Source organism: Novosphingobium sp. BL-S-33, from assembly GCF_056857025.1.
Genome location: NZ_CM166475.1, coordinates 1,026,794 through 1,044,516, shown reverse-complemented (window position 1 = coordinate 1,044,516; position 17,723 = coordinate 1,026,794). Strand labels below are relative to the sequence as shown.

13 protein-coding genes and 2 pseudogenes are annotated in these 17,723 nt (G+C 62.6%); 12 read left to right on the top strand and 3 right to left on the bottom strand.

Annotated elements, in window-relative coordinates:
- Window positions 1–285: 285 nt before the first annotated feature.
- Window positions 286–1,303, bottom strand: a pseudogene (locus AC1VVM_RS21230) (IS110 family RNA-guided transposase).
- A gap of 112 nt (window positions 1,304–1,415) precedes the next feature.
- Between AC1VVM_RS21230 and AC1VVM_RS21225 the strand changes: the two are divergent.
- Window positions 1,416–1,991, top strand: coding sequence for a helix-turn-helix domain-containing protein (locus tag AC1VVM_RS21225; RefSeq protein ID WP_482957346.1), 576 nt, complete (start codon window positions 1,416–1,418; stop codon window positions 1,989–1,991).
- A gap of 265 nt (window positions 1,992–2,256) precedes the next feature.
- On the opposite strand, the gene AC1VVM_RS21220 is transcribed toward AC1VVM_RS21225, so the two are convergent.
- The gene (locus AC1VVM_RS21220) at window positions 2,257–3,567 is read right to left on the bottom strand and encodes a surface lipoprotein assembly modifier (RefSeq protein ID WP_482905715.1); all 1,311 of its coding nucleotides are present in this window, start codon (window positions 3,565–3,567) and stop codon (window positions 2,257–2,259) included.
- A 339-nt stretch (window positions 3,568–3,906) separates the two neighbouring features.
- Between AC1VVM_RS21220 and AC1VVM_RS21215 the strand changes: the two genes are divergently transcribed.
- A complete protein-coding gene (locus AC1VVM_RS21215) occupies window positions 3,907–5,493 on the top strand; it encodes a transferrin-binding protein-like solute binding protein (protein ID WP_482957345.1) in 1,587 nt (528 codons plus the stop codon).
- 158 nt (window positions 5,494–5,651) lie between these two features.
- Here the strand turns inward: AC1VVM_RS21215 and AC1VVM_RS21210 are convergent, their stop codons facing one another.
- Entirely contained in the window at window positions 5,652–6,323 is a 672-nt protein-coding gene (locus AC1VVM_RS21210) for an IS630 family transposase (protein WP_482957344.1), read from the bottom strand.
- A gap of 823 nt (window positions 6,324–7,146) precedes the next feature.
- On the opposite strand from AC1VVM_RS21210, the gene AC1VVM_RS21205 reads away from it, so the two are divergent.
- From AC1VVM_RS21205 to AC1VVM_RS21160, 10 genes and pseudogenes are all read left to right on the top strand, one after another.
- Window positions 7,147–7,875, top strand: coding sequence for a hypothetical protein (locus tag AC1VVM_RS21205; RefSeq protein ID WP_482905713.1), 729 nt, complete (start codon window positions 7,147–7,149; stop codon window positions 7,873–7,875).
- A 420-nt stretch (window positions 7,876–8,295) separates the two neighbouring features.
- Window positions 8,296–9,182: pseudogene (locus AC1VVM_RS21200) on the top strand (integrase core domain-containing protein).
- 257 nt (window positions 9,183–9,439) lie between these two features.
- The gene (locus AC1VVM_RS21195; RefSeq protein ID WP_482905712.1) at window positions 9,440–9,775 is read left to right on the top strand and encodes an STAS domain-containing protein; all 336 of its coding nucleotides are present in this window, start codon (window positions 9,440–9,442) and stop codon (window positions 9,773–9,775) included.
- A complete protein-coding gene (locus AC1VVM_RS21190; RefSeq protein ID WP_132390744.1) occupies window positions 9,772–10,140 on the top strand; it encodes a response regulator in 369 nt (122 codons plus the stop codon). The genes AC1VVM_RS21195 and AC1VVM_RS21190 overlap by 4 nt, the downstream gene beginning before the upstream one ends.
- Window positions 10,137–12,161 carry a chemotaxis protein CheA gene (locus AC1VVM_RS21185; protein ID WP_482905711.1) on the top strand — a complete coding sequence of 675 codons (2,025 nt, stop codon included), beginning with the start codon at window positions 10,137–10,139 and terminating at the stop codon, window positions 12,159–12,161. The genes AC1VVM_RS21190 and AC1VVM_RS21185 overlap by 4 nt, the downstream gene beginning before the upstream one ends.
- A gap of 4 nt (window positions 12,162–12,165) precedes the next feature.
- Window positions 12,166–12,693: a chemotaxis protein CheW gene (locus AC1VVM_RS21180; protein ID WP_132390740.1), complete on the top strand. Its 528-nt coding sequence runs from the start codon at window positions 12,166–12,168 to the stop codon at window positions 12,691–12,693.
- Between the two features lie 12 nt (window positions 12,694–12,705).
- The gene (locus tag AC1VVM_RS21175) at window positions 12,706–14,391 is read left to right on the top strand and encodes a methyl-accepting chemotaxis protein (protein WP_482905710.1); all 1,686 of its coding nucleotides are present in this window, start codon (window positions 12,706–12,708) and stop codon (window positions 14,389–14,391) included.
- Window positions 14,392–14,447: 56 nt separating this feature from the next.
- On the top strand, window positions 14,448–16,280 hold the full coding sequence (locus tag AC1VVM_RS21170) for a methyl-accepting chemotaxis protein (protein WP_482957343.1): 1,833 nt from the start codon (window positions 14,448–14,450) through the stop codon (window positions 16,278–16,280).
- Window positions 16,277–16,774 carry a chemotaxis protein CheW gene (locus AC1VVM_RS21165; RefSeq protein WP_482957342.1) on the top strand — a complete coding sequence of 166 codons (498 nt, stop codon included), beginning with the start codon at window positions 16,277–16,279 and terminating at the stop codon, window positions 16,772–16,774. The genes AC1VVM_RS21170 and AC1VVM_RS21165 overlap by 4 nt, the downstream gene beginning before the upstream one ends.
- A gap of 126 nt (window positions 16,775–16,900) precedes the next feature.
- Window positions 16,901–17,713, top strand: a complete 813-nt coding sequence (locus tag AC1VVM_RS21160; protein ID WP_482957360.1) for a CheR family methyltransferase — start codon at window positions 16,901–16,903, stop codon at window positions 17,711–17,713.
- Window positions 17,714–17,723: the final 10 nt, after the last annotated feature.

Below are 17,723 nucleotides of genomic sequence, written 5' to 3'. Positions count from 1 at the left end.
CTTTCATGTGTCCGGTCTGTTTATGCGACATCGGGTTTGCCGCTGGCCCTGATGGAAATCCGCCGGTGAGGTCTCTGATAAACGAGACGCGCTTTTAAGGCGCAGGGAATCAGACGGGTTGATATCACCCTTGGCTCGATTGTTACGCATCATCGACTGCCACTGCCACTGCCACTGCCACTGCCACTGCCACTGCCACTGCCACTGCCACTGCCACTGCCACTGCCACTGCCACTGCCACTGCCACTGCCACTGCCACTGCCAATTCCGGTGTTCGGTGTTCTATCAGGCGGCCAGTTGATGATATGGCCTGTAGGCTTCCTTTCGGGTCAGCACGACCCATGCGATCCGGGCAAGCATGTTGGCCAGCTCGACGGAGACGTGTCGCAAGGGTTTCTTTTTCGACAGCTTTGTGATCCATTCGGCCATTGACGTTGGTTTATCTTTGACGTGGCGCATGACGGCAGTCGCGCCGACACCGAGCAGTCGGCGCAAATATCGATCTCCTTGCTTGGAGATGCCGCTGAGCCGGGTCTTGCCGCCGGTGGAATGTTGGTGGGCTCAGGCCGAGCCAGGCGGCGAACTGACGGCCGGAACGGAGCTGTTCGGGATCGGTGACGGTGGCAGCGATCGCCGTTGCCGTGACGATAGCCCGGTAACGCAGCTAGCCTGCGACTTGCCTCGCTGTCGGCACGCCAGGCGGTCAACTGCCGGTCGAGCGTCGTGATCTCGCCGCTGATTGTCATGACTTACCCGACCAGTACCTCCAGCGCCGTCCGGGCATAGACGGGCAGAGCGTTCCTGTCGGTAAGTGCCTGCTCGGCCAGCTTCATGAGGTTGGCGATGCCGAGATTTGCAACAAAGCCCAATTCCGCTAGACGCGCTCGCACGGCATTGGCCAGCATGGTGCGTTGGCGCACAAGCAATGAACGGGCGCGATGGGCCATGAGAATGCCCTGCTGCTCAACCGATTTGAGCGGCACGAATTGCATGGTTGGCCGAGTAACGGCCTCGCAGATCGCTTCGGCATAAAGCGCATCGCTCTTGCCGCGTTTCACATGGCCCTTCACCTAGGCCGGCGGGATCAGGCGCACCTCGTGGCCCATCGCAGCGCGTACGCTCCCAATAATGCGCCGTTCCGTATGCCTCCACACCGATCAGGCATGGCGCAGAGTTGAGCAGAAAGGCAAGTATCTGCTTGCGGTTCGGCATTTTCACCAGCACCGCGGCACCGCTCTCGTCGGTCCCCGTGTGCCTGAACAACGCTCTCCTCCAGATCGAGTCCAATCGTCGTGATCGTCATCGTAAGCGCTCCTCTTCCTCTCGGTTGACCAACCGGCAGCAGAGCAACTGCCAGTCAGTGCGAGAGTGTCCACGTCATCAACATGTTGGCTGGACGAGGAGGCCAGCCTGGCATGACGAAGTCCATCACAAAGGATCTGCGCGCGCGGGTAATTTCGGCGGTTGATAGTGGGCTATCTCGACGTGCTGCAGCCGAGCGTTTTGGAGTTGCTGCCGCGAGCACGATCCGCGAGGTTCGCGAATGGCGGGAAACTGGATCTAGGCGCGCCAAGCTTCAAGGCGGCGACATGCGGTCACGTTGGATTGAAGCCCATCGCGATGTCATTCTTGGTGCAATCGAGGAGCAGGCGGACATCGCGCTGGTTGAGCTGACCGCGATGCTACGATCAGCGCATGGAGCCACATTCGCACCGAGCACCATCTGGCATTTCCTCGACCGTCACTCGATGACGGTCAAAAAAACGCGCACGCCAGCGAGCAGCAGCGGCCTGATGTTCTCGCGCGGCGGCGCGCATGGTTTAAGGCTCAGCCCGAACTCGATCCCGAACGGTTCGTGTTCATCGATGAAACCGGCGCCTCAACGAAGTTGGGGCGCCTGCGCGGATGGGCAAAGCCCGGCATGCGCTGTCAATCGCCAATCCCGCATGGTCATTGGAAAACCACCACGTTTACCGGCGCTTTGCGCTTGACGGGCATGACCGCACCCATGGTCCTGGACGTACCCATGACGGGAGAATGGTTCGCTGCCCAGCCGACGCTGGTCGACGTTCAAGCCCGAGACTCAAAACTTGCCGTAGAGCCATCAACCAACAGGCGGACCTGAACGACCGCACGTTGGCCCCGCACCACTGCCTGCTTTCCCTCCAGATCGCAGAAAACACCCCGTTGCAATGGGCCAACTGACCGACCGACCGGCCATGCATCGAGTGTCCGCAAGGATCGGGTGTGGCAGCCTCAAAACGCGGATGTTACACCAAACTCAGCGACCACGCGGCGATAGTCGTAGATCTCGATCGACGAGCGGTTGCGTTCCCACTTCACGCGCACCAGTGGGGCGAAACTGCCTAGATGCAATGCCCGCAAGGTCGCCGCGATGCTAGCGCTGTAGCGGTCCTCGACCCGCCGTTCGGGATAGAGGAATAGTCTTGCGTCCGCCTCGAGGTGGCTATAGCCCAGCGTCCCTACCAGTGTGGTGCGACCCAGTTCGCGGAATAGATAGGCCGAGGTTCCGCCCATCGTCAGCGAATAACCCGGATCGCGGGCCGCCTCGCGAAAACCAAATATCTGCAACCCGCCGCCGAACCGCGCGCTGAAGGCTCGGTCCAGGTTGGCCGCCAGTGTGAAGTCGTCCGCGGTCTGCAATGCGTTGCGCTGGTTGGTCACATGGCCGATATTGCCGTCGAGCCGCACTTGTCCGCGCCTGCCCACCGGGCGCTGCCAGTTGACGCCGCCGCCGATCGTGGTGCTGAACAGCTGCCCCCCGTACCAGCGGCGCGAAGGGCCGGCCGAGAACGTCAGCTGATTGCCGCCCCAAGTGTATTGGGGCCCTGCCTGGAGCGCCACAGTGATGTCGGTGAAATCGGTATCGCGATAAAGTGTGGCGTCCGTCGAAGCGCGCACCAGCAGGTCAGTGCCGGGCTCGATACCCAGACGAAAATAGCCCTGCCCCTGCACGTCGAGGCCGACGCCTGACTTCGCGCGGGCTTCGTCGTTGAGCGTGAGATTGCCGATCACGGTGCCCAGCGTATCGGATCGCGTGGCGCGGTTGATGTTGCTGTCCGGGGCAAGCCCGACCTCGATCGATCCGCCCAGCGGCTTGCGGGCGTTGAGCGCGCGCGAATAGAAGCGCACCAGCTGCTCCACCGCCGCAGGCAGTCCCGCGGCCTCGGCTGCCCGCAGTTCCCTACGTGCACCGGCCATGTTGCCGAGCATCGCCTGCATGCGCGCGAGTTCCAGCCTGACCCGCGTAGCACCCGGCTTGTCATCGAGGATGCGACGGAATTCGAGCGCGGCATCGCTGTAACGCTTGAGATCGTCCGCCAGCATCATGCCGAGGCGAAAGCGCGCTTCGGTGCGCATTTCGAGATCGGGATCCTGCGCTAATGCGCGATAGGCAGTTCCGGCGGTGACGAAATCGCCCCGGTCGCGCGCCTGCCCGGCGAGGGCGAAGACTTGCGCGGCGGAGAGATGTTCGGTTGCGGAAATCGGCGCGTGCAGGCCATTGCTGTCCTGCGCGCCAGCACCGGCGGCGATGCCCGCCAGCATCACCGCGATCAGCAGTCGACGAATTGAAATGGTACACCCCCGTTCGGGGCGCGCTTATCGCAGCAGGCAGATCGCTGTCCAGACGGCGGATCCGTCGTTTCCATAACCGGAAGGCGGTTTCAGTAATTTAACCCGTATTGCCGATCGAGACTTGACCTTGATGCACCGCCCAAGACATGGGCCGGGCGCGATTACGAAACGGGGGCATACATGAAGATCGGTTACTGTGCGGCAAGCGCCGTCGCTTTGCTGTGGCTTTCGGGCTGCGGGGGCGGCTCCGGCGGTGTGCAGAGCACACCGACTCCAACTCCAACGCCAACTCCCAAAGCCAATACGACTATGACCGACCTGAAGGTCAGCCAGGCGTTCACCAATGACGCGGCGACCCTGCACGGAACCTGGGATCTGGCGACCGGGACGGCGATCAAGGGGAGCAGCGAAGCCGCCACCCTGTCGATCCGCTACGATGCCGCGGCCGGCTCCTACGCACTGGTTACCGGCGCACGAAGCCAGACCTTCGATGCCGCCGACGTCAACTCGCAGGATGCCTACGACACCTCCTATCGGCGTTCAGACGGAGCTCACAGCGAGACGCTGACTCTGGTGAAGCAGCCCTATACCGGGCAAGCGGCCAAGCGGTATGTCGCCATGGGTTACTGGCAGAGCAACACCGTTGCCGACGGTCACCAGTCAACCGACTTCTCGAGTTTCACCTACGGTCTGCCCACGGCGTCGGCAGCGGTTCCGCGAACCGGCGCCGCAGCCTATGGGATCGACATGTTCGGGGTGGTCACGATGCCCGGCGAAGAACCCATGTCGATGCAGGGTAGTGGCAAATTCAGCGTGGATTTCACGCAGGGCGTGTTCACTGCACAAACCTACAGCTCGGAAAGCGGACTGGTTACCGACAAGGGCGTAACAGGCGGCGGTATCGAACTGCGCGCGGGTGGCACCCTGTCTTCCGGAGACGGGACCTTCAAGGGTAGCGCTGTCTACGGCAGTTCCTATGGCCAGTCCTCGGGGACGATCGCGGGGCGGTTCTACGGTCCGAAAGGCGAAGAATTGGGCGCCACGTTCCAGACCGCAAATGCGCAGGGCATGGCGGCGGTCGGCTCCATCGTAGGATCGAGCGACGCAAGCCAGCAACCCGACGCCCAGACTTTTGCCGGGCTTCTCGCTGGCCAGCAGTCAGTCGCGCTTACCGGAACCGGCGGCAGCACCGTGCGGTGGCTGAACTCCGAAACATTCGACTTCCAGGGATATTCCTCGGACATGGTCGGCGGACGCTTTACGATCAACGAGAAGATCGCAAGCCGTAACCCCAACTTCAACACTTACACCAAGACCGGAGACAATGGATACGGTCCTGAGCAGGTAACGCTGGAACTCTACAAGTCGGGCGCGGAGAACACCGAACTGGCGCTGACCTACTCGTCCTTCGGGCATTGGGCTGCAACCGGCAGTGGGGCTTTGACGCAGGATTCCTATTTCACCTACGGCTTCGCCACCGGAGGCGACTTCCTGGCGGCACGCACCGGAACGGGCAGATACGAAGGTGTTGCCTATGGTGCCGGCTTCGGCAGCACGGGTGCGACGCGCTACGACGTGAAGGGAACCTCAAGTCTCGACGTAGATTTCAGCGCGCAGACTTTCGGGGGCACCTTGGCGCTTGCAGGCACCGAGCGGGCTTCGGGAGCACGGGCCGACTTCGGCAGCTACGACATGGCCGGACAGATGTCCGCGAGGGGCTCCAGCCTGCAGGGCAGCATTTCGCGTGGAGGCAGTAGCCTGGGTAGCCTTACAGCGCAGTTCTTCGGATCCGATGCGCAGGAACTGGCCGGCACGTTCTACGTAAACGGCTCCACAGTCAGCGGCACGCCGGAAAACGTCGGCATCTCAGGTGCGATCGCGACTGTGCGGAAATGAACGGCATCCTCCTCCCCTTAGCGGGGAGGCGGAATCCCCGGATGGCAGCAATGAGACCCATTGCAAGGAAGGGGTCAGGGCCGCCCTATCCCGCAAATAGCCTTACATAGGCGTTCGACCTTTTCGAGGATCGCCTCGCTTGTGGCTGTCCAGACAAATCATTTCGCGTTGGCATTGTATGCCTGAACGAAGGCGTTGATTTTATCGACGACGTTCTTGGCGCTGACGAAAGAAGCGCGACGGATCAGGCGTTGGGTGAGGAGCGCAAACCAGCGCTCGACCTGGTTGAGCCAAGACGCATAAGTCGGCGTGTAATGGACATGGAAGCGCGGTCGCGCGGCAAGCCAGGCGCGGACTTTGGGATGCTTGTGCGCGGCATAGTTGTCGACCACCAGATGAGCGTCGAGGTCAGACGGGACATTCGCCTCGATGTGCTTGAGGAAACCCAGGAATTCCTGGTGCCGGTGACGGGCGCGACACTGAGTGAGAACCTGGCCATTCGCGATATCGAGGGCGGCGAACAAGGTCGTCGTGCCTTGCCGGACATAGTCGTGCGTGACGCCTTCGAGATATCCAAGACCGAGCGGTAACACGGGCTGCGTGCGTTCCAGCGCCTGGAATTGCGTTTTCTCATCAACGCACAGGAAACTCCCTGGTCCGGCGGATTGAGGTTGAGGCCGACGATATCCTTGACCTTGTCGACGAACCGCGGATCGGTCGAGAGATTGAAGCTCTTCGAGCGATGCGGCTGAACGCCGAAGAGCGCCAACATGCGCCCGACTGTGGTCTTGGACAGGCTCGTGGCCACCGCGGCGGAGCGAACTGTCCAATGCGTACCGTTTGCAGGCTTGCTCTCGAGAACCGCGCGCGGCAACTGCGCTACCCTCTCTTCGTTATGGGTTCGTGGTTCCAAGCCGGCGCGCAATGGCAGTGTTTGTCTCGTCATCGGCTGAGGTCAGAACGATCTCCGCACGACGAACCACACTGCGCGGAGCGGAATGGGAACGGCTGATCCGCCCCAACTCTTGGCGCTCGCCATCACTAAGGAAAAGCACCCGTTCCTGCGGCCGACCGACACCCGTCATATTCGTTCTCGCTGAAGACAACGAATATTCCACCTGTTGCGACTTTTTGTAACGATATTTGCAGAACAGAACAATAATGCCCTCCGGTCGACCACGATGTCCGCTTCTTCCAGGAGAAGAAAGTCAGGAATCTGCTTTCGACGACTTTCTCATGCGGATCCTTGATAGCGCCAGTTTGGCATCCTCAGTCAACCGCGGAGTTCTACCGCGGGAGCGGCAAGCAAAATGTCGGTGCCTTCGAGGAGAAAGTAAAGTGAAGTAGGCGACGTATCTGCCCGGAAAGCAGACTACGGGATTTCCCTGATCCAGACAGCAGGGTGATCCTGATATACATTTTTCCTTCGGAGTTGTATTGTTGCCGAGTCGGCGTTTAGGGCGAACTCATCGTGCGCGCGCTACTACTTGTTCACGAGCATGCGGGAAATGTTCGGCTCCGCCCCTGGGAGAGCCGCGCTCCCGTTCTTGCCAATAACCTTGGTACTTCTTCTCTCAAAGTCGTTGGTGCATATTCATCGCCCCCCTCCGGCCGCGCTGACTATCGCCTGATGGTCTCGAGCAGGAGCCGATCATGAAGACAACAATGTCGGATGGGACTGGCATACTCCGCTACCAGCAAGGCCATTGGCCCGCAGTTTCCTTCTTCATGGCCGAACCAAGTTCAGGAATTCTACGATGCTTGGCCATTGGGCTGATCTATTCGGCATGTGCGCTCGTGGCCTGGCGGTCCCCTGTCCAGGCGCAGACACTTGGGAATGCCTATTGGCCGGTCGCAGTAAGCGACATTCCAGAGCTTGATATCGCTTTGCGCTCGGCAATCGGGGACACAGGCACGATCAGCGCCGGCATTGATTTTCAAACGGACCTCGTGCTCGACAACGACAAAGTGCTGTCTGTTATCCCAGCCGGAGACATTGGCAAGATGATCGTTGGCAACAACTTTCACAAGCTCGATCGCGGTAATTCAATCCCGGTTACCGGCATTGCCGGAGACGGTTCTGGGCAGGGATCGACACGTCGAAATCGGCTTATTTCCCTCTGGCCTACGATTAGTCCCTTTGACGCTTTCAGAGTAGCTCCTCGTTCAGGGCACACCGATGACAAGGATTGGCGCTCGTTCACGACAGACACCCATCGCGACCCACCAGCCAATACAAATCCGGGTAAAGTTGAGCGCACCGATTCAGGCTCGATTTACCGCTATGTCGACTATCAGTTGCGCAAGGACGAAAAGGATTGGGATGATCGGATCCGGTACAAGCTGCGAGGTCCAAAAGTGGTGATGGTCGCGTCGTTCTGATGAAACGTCTCGACACGCAACGCGCAGCCCAACGCGCTTGAGGTGCGCTGTTTTGTCCTTCGATAGAGCTGGAGATGCACGAACTGAAATTCTCGGCCTGCATGACATTGCCGACTCGGGCATCGGCTCCCGAGATAACAAAAGTACATATTTATAATAATATTAAATTATGCTCATTGTGAAATTGTACTTGCAAGTTTAATCTTCCATCTACGGACGTATCACAAAAACGCTATCTGGATTTATCCGAATCAGGTGGCCGTCCCACACCATACCCGCGCCTTATGCTCGATCGAGAACTGTCGGCGTACACCAGCATTGGGACAGACCCAGTTCGTCGACTGAGATACGGTTAATTGATCTGCCCCCTTCTGAGTGGCCCATCGACTGTCATAGTCTGGACCACGAAGGAGAAATGGAATGGCGCGGAAGCACAAGCCCGAGGAGGTCATCGGCAAGCTGCATGAGGCGGAGATCGTGCTGGCGCATGGCGGGACAGTGGCGGTGCTTGCCGCCGGATCAGCGTTACCGAACAGAGCTACTACCGTTGGCGCAAGGAGTATGGTGGCCTGAAAATGGACCAGGCCCGGCGGATGCAGGAACTCGAGCAGGAGAATGCCCGGCTGCGTCCGGCCGTATCGGACCTTACGCTGGACAAGCTGATTCTGCAGGAGGCTGCGCGGGGGCGCGAGGGGCTCAAGGTGCCGCAGAAGCAGTCGAAGCGCTCACGGCTTTGGCTGAACGATGGATCGTGCATCCGGCTGCGGCCGGAGTATCCGGGGCGCGTGTGGTCCTACGACTTTGTCGTGGGCCGCACGCATGATGGCCGCAAGTTTCGCATTCTGTCGATCATCGACGAGGCCGGCTGGGAATGCCTAGCCCTGCCGGTGGCGCGGCGGCTCAGAAGCGAGGATGTGCTGGCGGCGCTGGCCGAGCTGTTTGTCACGCGCGGCCCACCGGCGCACATACGGTCCTGAATTTATCGCCAATGCCGCGCAACAGTGGCTGGCGAAGATCGGCGTGAAGACGCTCTACATCACCCCCGGCAGCCTATGGGAGAATCGCTAATGCGAATCCTTCAACGGCTCGATGCGTGATGAGCCCTTGAATGGGGAGATCTTCTGCTCGTTGGCCGAGGCAAAGATCCTGATCGACGCCTGGCGACCGCACCACAACACCGTCAGACCGCAAAGCTCGGTGCGGTATCGCCGCCGGCCCCGGAGACGGCGACGCCGCCATGGGTGCCCTCCGGTTCCACTACGCTGCACCTACGGCCACCCATGGCGCCGCATGCGATCTTACACTAACAAACAACGCGGACCACTCAGTGGGGCCGACCACAGGGGTGCTCTGCATCAACGCTTCGGCCTCGCAGGCACAGGCTGGCTCGCGGATGAAAGCAACGCCATTGTGCAAGGTTGGCGGCGACTGACCATGCAATCGTTGCGCACATGTTGCCCGTCCGCAGGCTTATGCGAAAAAAAATCCGAACTCCAAAGTCCGTATGCGCGCGGTTTCCTCTAGAATTTAGGAGGCTGCCCCCCGCGCCGACACGGTCGCACTCATGGGCGAAATCCGCGAGGACCCTATGCGCCAGGTCGTAACAGTTTCGAATACAGTAACGGTGCGATCTGCACATCTATTCTCGGAAAATCTGCTCGACTTGTTCTCCGCTGAGCAAGATGTCGATCTGGACTTGTCGGAACTTGTCGAAGTCGATCTTGCGTTTGTGGAGATTGTCTATTCCGCGCGGGAACAATGGGCGCGCGCGGGTCGCGACTTGCGCCTGGCGCAGCCTGCCGACGGGGCCGTTGCCGCACTGCTCGACCGCGCGGGCTTCCTGACGAACCTCACCCCCCGGGACCTTGAATTCTGGTTCCATGGAGAACTGCCGCAATGACTGCCTCTATCCTTACCGTCGACGATTCCCCCAGCCTGCGCATGGCGATCCGCATCGCACTGACCGGCGCGGGCTACGACGTCACCGAGGCAGGCGACGGCGTGGAGGGTCTTGCCGCAGCGGCTGCCAAGCGGTTCGATCTGATCATCACCGATCTCAACATGCCCAATATGGACGGGCTGACTATGATCCGTGAACTGCGACAAGCGCCCGAACAGGCCGGTGTGCCGATCATCTTCCTTACCACCGAAAGCGACGATGCCATGAAGCAGCAGGCCAAGGCGGCCGGCGCCACCGGCTGGCTGGTGAAGCCCTTCGTGCCCGAACAGCTGATCAAGGTTTCGCGCAAGGTGCTGGGCCGTTGAGCACGCAAGACCCGGTCGCGGCGTTCCGCGTCGAGGCGGGCGAACTGCTGGACCAGATCGAGCACGGGCTGCTCGATCTGGGGCATCGGCTGGATGACCGCGCGCTGATCGATGAAGTGTTCCGGGGGCTGCACACGCTCAAGGGTTCCGGCGCGATGTTCGGTTTCGACGCGCTGGCCGAATTCACGCACCACTGCGAGACCGCGTTCGACCGCGTGCGCAAGGGGCTGGCGCCGGCGACACAGGAACTGGTGGCAGTGATCCTTTCCGCTCGCGACCACATGCGCGCGCTGCTCGAGGGGGACGGTACCGGGCTGGAAGCCACGGGTGCGGCGATCCTGGAGCAGCTTCAGGCTGCGATTGACGGCGGTGCGGGCGAGGCCTCCGGCTCTGCCGCGTCTCCCGTACCGACTTCCCCAGCAGGACAAGCCGTGCGCGGCGGCTGGCGCTTGTTCTTCCGCCTTCCCGCCGATGCCATGGCCAACGGCACCAACCCGTTGATGCTGCTGGACGAACTGCGCGAACTGGGTGACTGCCGGATCGTCGCGCGAACCGACACGGTTCCGCCGTTGGTCGATCTGGTGCCGACCGAATGCCACATCGGCTGGGACGTCGAACTGCGCGGCGATATCTCTCGCGACGATATCGATGATGTCTTCATCTTCGTGATGGACGACATGGAACTGACTATCGAGCCACTTGGCGATGCGATTGCGCAGGGTCCCGCCGAGACTATTGAGGAAGTTCCGGTCGCAGAGGTTCCTGCCACCGTGCAGGACGTTTCCGTCAATCGCGTCCCTGCCAATGCAGGTGCCAAGACGAACGCGACGCCCGGTGAAAGCGTGCGCGTTCCCGCCGAGCGGCTCGACGAGCTGATGGACCGCGTTGGCGAACTCGTGATCGTGCAGAGCCGCCTGTCGCAGCTTGCCAGCGGCCATGGTTCGGCCGTGGGCAGCGAACTGGCGCTGCGCTCGATCTCCGAGGAAATCGAACGTCTTGCTGGCGAATTGCGCGATACCATGATGGTGCTGCGCATGGTGCCGGTGGCCAGCCTGTTCAGCCGCTTCCGCCGCCTGGTCCATGACCTTGCGCGCGAGACCGGCAAGACCATCGAGCTTTCGACCGAGGGCGAGACCACCGAAGTCGACAAGACCATGATCGAGCGTCTGGCCGATCCGATGGTCCATCTGATCCGCAACGCCTGCGACCACGGGCTGGAAACGCCCGAGGATCGCCTTGCCACCGGCAAGGCGGCCGCCGGGCAAGTCCATCTTTCCGCGCATCAGGCGGGCGGCGAGGTGCTGATCACCATCCGCGACGATGGCCGCGGGATCGACCGCGCCCGCGTGCGGGCCAAGGCGGAATCGCAAGGGTTGATCCAGCCCGGCCAACAGGTTTCCGATCACGACCTGCTCCAGATGATCTTCCATCCGGGCTTCTCCACGGCGGCGCAAGTCACCAACCTGTCGGGTCGCGGCGTCGGCATGGACGTGGTCAAGCGCACGATCGAAAGCCTGCGCGGCGCCATCGACATCACTTCGGTACCGGGTGAGGGCTCTACCGTCGTGCTGCGCATCCCGCTGACTCTGGCTATCATCGACGGTCTGCTCGTGCGCGTGGGTGAGGGGCGCTATGTGATCCCGCTGGGCGCGGTGGAGGAATGCCTCGAACTCAGCCTTGAGGAAGACCTGCGCTCACGTGGACGCAGCTTCATCACGCTGCGCGACCGGCTGGTGCCGTTCCTGCGCCTGCGCGAGATTTTCGACACCGGCACGCGGCCTGATCCGCACCAGAAGATCGTCGTCATCGCTACCGGCAGCGAGCGCGTGGGTCTGGTGGTGGACCAGATCATCGGCAGCCACCAGACGGTCATCAAGTCGATGTCCCCGTTGCACCGTGACGTGGCGACGTTCGCCGGCGCGACGATCCTGGGCGATGGCGGCGTCGCCCTGATCCTCGATGTCGCCCAGCTCGTCATGCTTGGTCAGAACCAGGAGGAGCGGCTTCGCGCCGCCGGATAAGCCCATGAGCGACCTGATCCCCGAAAAGACGGCGACCCAGTGGGACGCCGCCGGCAATCTCGAAGTGCTGACCTTCAATCTGGGCGAGGAGACTTTCGCGCTGGAAGCCACGCTGGTCCGCGAAATACTGGACCTCCTGCCCGAAACCCGCGTGCCCGGCGCGGCGCCGCTGCTGGGCAGCGTGGTCAACTTTCGCGGCAAGATCATTCCGATTGCAGACTTGCGGCTGGCCTTCGCCATGCCTGCGGCCGAAGCGACCGTGGACAGCCGTATCGTCGTGATCGAGACGGAAGCTGAAGGCGAGACGGTCCAGATCGGCATCCGCACCGACAAGGTGCACGAAGTGGCGACCTTGCAACGCGCCGCCAGCGAGGAACCGCCCGCCGTCGGCATGCGCTGGCGCCGCGATTTCGTTCGCGAACTGGTTCGCCGGCAGGACGGCGTGGTCGTCCTGCCCGATCTGGCCGCGATCTTCCATTCTCTGGTTGGCAGCGCGGATTCCGCCGCCGCCCAGCCATCCACACTTCACTGAGCCGGGGGCAACATGCGCGCGACCATCAAGCTGAAGCTGGGGGGCACTTTCGTGCTTCTCCTGATCATCATGACCGCAACGATCCTGGTCGGGATTTCCCGCCTTACGATCCTGAACGACGCCATCGGCGATCTCGTCACCGGCCCTGCCAAGCAATTGGACCGCGCCCGCAGCATCGACGGCGGTGTCAGCATGATGGTGCGCGCGGAAAAGAATCTCACGCTGACCGACGATCCTGCCACGCGTCGCGATCTCGACGCGGAGATCGAGACATGGCGCAATAAGGTTGAGCAGACTGTCGAGCAGGGCAATGCCGGCGCATCGGCTGAAACGCGTGCGGCGTGGTCGCAACTGCGCGACCAGTGGAACGCGTTCAAGCCGGCGAACGCGCAAGTCGCGGCGCTCAGCAGGACCGACCATTCCGCCGCCGTGGCGCTGACCATGGGTGAATCGCGCGACCGTGCCCACGCCGTGACCGCGAAGGTCGAGGAGTTGGTGCAGGTCGAACAGCAGACCATGGCCAAGGCGGACGACGATACCGAAGTCACCTACAATTCGGCGCGCACGCTGATGATCGCCATGGGCGTGACGGCGTTCCTGATCACCGTCGCGGCCGCGGCCTATCTGGCACTGTTGATTTCGCGCGGGTTGAAGACCGCCGGCGATGCGATGAGCCGGGTTGCCGATGGCGATCTGACGCGCACGGTGGAAATTCGCTCCGATGACGAGATCGGCGACCTGCTGGGCCATGTGAACACGATGATCGAGCGCTTGCGCGGTGTCGTGGGCGATGCCGGCGTTGCGGCCGAGAACGTGTCCAGCGGTAGCCAGGAGCTTTCGGCCAATTCCGAACAGGTCTCGCAAGGCGCGACCGAACAGGCGGCTGCAGCCGAGCAGGCCTCCGCCTCGATGGAAGAGATGGCCGCCAACATCAAGCAGAACGCCGACAATGCTGCGCAGACCGAAAAGATCGCGCGCCAGTCCTCCAAGGACGCGGAATCGAGCGGCGTCGCCGTGAACCGGGCAGTCGGCGCGATGCGCACGATTGCCGAGAAGATCGGTATCGTCCAGGAAATCGCCCGCCAGACCGACCTGCTTGCTCTCAACGCGGCAGTGGAAGCTGCGCGTGCCGGGGAACATGGGCGCGGTTTCGCGGTCGTCGCCTCCGAAGTGCGCAAGCTGGCGGAACGCAGCCAGCAGGCATCCGCCGAAATCAGCGCGGTTTCCGGCGAGACGGTGCAGGCCGCCGCCGAAGCGGGCGAGATGCTGTCGAAACTGGTGCCGGACATTCGCCGCACCGCCGAACTGGTCTCCGAAATCAGCGTCGCCTGCCGCGAACAGGACATCGGCGCATCGCAGATCAACGAGGCGATCCAGCAGCTCGATCAGGTGACCCAGCAGAACGCCGGCGCCTCCGAGCAGATTTCGACGACGTCCGAAGAACTCGCCGCGCAGGCGGAGGAGCTTCAAGCCTCCATCGCCTACTTCCGCGTCAGCGATGCCCCGGTCCGCCGCAAGGTGCCGCCGATGGCGGTCCGCCCGGCGACGACTCCGGCGCGCAAGGCCGCGCAGCCGGTACGTTCCACACGTTCCCTTACCGTTTCCGACCAGCAGGCCCGTGCCCGTGGTTTCGCGCTCGATCTCTCTACCGGCGGTCCGGATAGCGAGGACGAGGCCTTCAGCACCCACGCTGCCTGATCCGAACGGTTCCCGTCTTTCACCCCAAATCTGGGTTTCCAAGGCTACATTTCCCCATGCGTGCAACCATCAAAATGAAGCTGGGCGTCACGTTCGGCATAATCCTGCTTCTGCTGGCCGTGCTTGTCGGCGTCAGCCTCAGCCGTCTCAGCACTCTGAACACGGCGATTACCGATCTGATTTCCGGCCCCGCCGCGCGTCTCGACCGTGCGCAGAAGGTGCAGGTCGTGTTCGGCACGCTGTCGCGCAATGAGCGCAGCATGACGATGACGAACGACCCATCCCAGCTGAAGGAATTCGACGACAAGGTTTCGCGCGCGATCGTCGAGTTCGATCGTCTGGTGGAAGAGGGTGAGGCAGCGTCGACGCCCGATACGCGTCAGACCTGGCTGGACATGCGGACCGCGCTCGACAACTTCAAGCCGATGGATACGCGCATCCGCGAACTGGCGCGCGCGAACCAGAACGACGAAGCCGCACGCCTGGCGCTTGGCCCGGCACGCGCCGTGCTGGACCGCGTCAACAAGCAGGCCGATGCCCTTGTCGATCGCGCCCGTGACGACATGAAGCAGGTCGATACGGATACCGACGCGCTCTACGCCTCGGCCCGCTATACGCTGCTGACCGTGGCCGCCATCGCCATCCTCGGCGCATTGGCCGGCGGTGTCTGGATCTCGCTGATCGTCTCGCGCGGTCTGGGCCGTGTCAGCACCGTGATCAACGCGGTCGCCATCGGCGATCTCGATCAGGACGTCGAAGTCACCTCGAACGACGAGATCAAGGATCTGGTCGATACCGTGAACAAGATGACCGCCAACTTGCGCGTCAGCGCCGGTCTGGCCGACAAGATCGCCGACGGCGACCTGACCGTGACGCACAAGCCGCTGTCCGATGAGGACAAGCTAGGCCATGCGCTGGTTCGCATGATCGAGCGGCTGCGCGGGGTTGTCGGCGATGCTACCGTGGCCGCCAACAACGTGGCCAGCGGCAGTCAGGAACTGTCCTCGACTTCCGAACAGGTCTCGCAAGGCGCCACCGAGCAGGCGGCTGCGGCCGAGCAGGCATCGGCGTCGATGGAAGAGATGTCGGCCAACATCAAGCAGAACGCCGAGAACGCGGCGCAGACCGAGAAGATCGCCCGCCAGTCGGCACAGGATGCCGAAGCCAGCGGCATCGCGGTCGACCGCGCTGTGGGTGCGATGCGCACGATTGCCGAGAAGATCGGCATCGTGCAGGAAATCGCCCGCCAGACCGATCTGCTGGCGCTGAACGCGGCGGTCGAGGCGGCCCGTGCGGGCGAGCATGGTCGCGGCTTTGCGGTCGTCGCGTCCGAAGTGCGCAAGCTGGCCGAACGCAGCCAGGGTGCCGCTGCGGAAATCAGCGCGGTTTCGTCCAATACCGTCGATGCCGCCACCGAAGCGGGCGAGATGCTGTCGCGCCTCGTGCCCGACATTCGCCGCACCGCCGAACTGATCTCCGAAATCAGCGCCGCCTGCCGCGAACAGGACATCGGTGCCGGCCAGATCAATCAGGCGATCCAGCAGCTTGACCAGGTGACCCAGCAGAACGCCGGCGCGTCCGAGGAAATCTCGGCCACTTCGGAAGAACTCGCCGCACAGGCCGAAGAACTTCAGGCGAGCATGGCCTACTTCCAGGTGGACGACGCCGGCAAGTCTGGCCGCTCGGCCAGCAACGCGCGCTCCGCTCCGGCCCAGCACAAGCCGGCACCGGCGAAGGTGGCGGCAAAGGCTCCGTTCAGGGCCCCGATCAAGAGTGCTGCCAAGCGTCCGGCCACCAACGGCCATGCCCGTCCGAACGGCTTCGCGCTCGATCTCACCATGGGTGGCGCGGACGACCACGACGACGCCTTCGGGATGCAGAACGCATGACGAGCGCGCAGGAAATCCAGGCCGTAACTTTCGGGCTTGGGGCAGAGATCTTCGCGGTGCCGGTGACACTGGTCCGCGAGATCCTGGACTATCGGGAAACCTTCCGCATTCCGGGCGGCCCGGATTACCTGCTTGGCCTGACGGACATGCGCGGGGAGGGCGTCACCACGATCGACTTCCGCCTGCGGCTTGGCCTGCCAGCGGCGGAGCCGACCCCGGCGACCCGCATTCTGGTGGTCGATATCCCGCTGGAGGACCGCGTGCTGGTGCTGGGACTGGTGGTCGACCGCGTGATCGAGGTCACCAGCTTCCGCGCCGACCAGATGAGCGCGGCGCCCGATGTGGGCGTGCGCTGGCCGTCCGACTATATCGGCGGCGTGGTGAAGCGCGAGGAAGGCTTCACGGTGCTGGTGGACATGGCGCGCATCTTCACGACCGAGGATGTTGCCCAGTTCTCTGCCCCCATGGCGATCCCGGCCGCGCAGCCCGCCTGATTTCCCCTGCGAAATGGGCGCCCGTGCGCGGGCGCCCACCCTTCTTCTATTCCGAAAGCCGCCACGATGTCCGCAGCCGCCCTTGCCACACGCAGTTCGTCCGCCGTGCAGCCGCTTGGCGATCACATGAGCAAGCGCAACTTTGCGCGGCTGGCGGCTTACATCTACGAAGAGTCGGGCATCAAGATGCCCGAAAGCAAGAAGACCATGCTGGAAGGCCGCTTGCGTCGGCGCCAGCGGGCAACCGGTTCGACAACGCTCGATGCCTATTGCGACCTGCTGTTCACGCCCGAGAATTTGCCCTCCGAAGGGCTGGCGCTGATCAACGCGGTGACCACCAACAAGACCGATTTCTTTCGCGAGCCCGGCCATTTCGATTACCTGAGCAATGTGATCCTGCCCGAGATGGCGGCGCGCGGCGTGCGCGGCATCCGCGCGTGGAGCGCGGCCTGTTCGACCGGTCCTGAACCCTACACGCTGGCCATGGTGCTGGACGATCATGCCGAAACCAGCGGCGGCCCGAGCTATGGCATTCTGGCTACCGATCTCGACACCGATGTGCTGGATACCGCGCGCGCAGGCATCTACCCTGCGGAACTGGTAGACCCGGTTCCGCCCGCCCTTCAGCGCAAATACGTGATGTTTTCGCGTGATCCGAAGCGGCGCGACGTGCGCATGGTGCCTGCGCTGCGCAGTGCGATCGGTTTTGCCCGGCTCAACCTGATGGACGATCACTATCCGGTGGGTGAGCCGATGCACCTGATCTTCTGCCGCAACGTGCTGATCTATTTCGACAAGCCCACGCAGCGCAAAGTCGTGGCGCAACTGGTCGATTGCCTGAAGCCGGGGGGCCATCTGTTCCTGGGCCATTCGGAATCGATCACCGGGCATGACCTGCCGCTGACGCAGGTGGCCAACACCGTGTTCCGGAAGGGCTGAGGCGATGCTG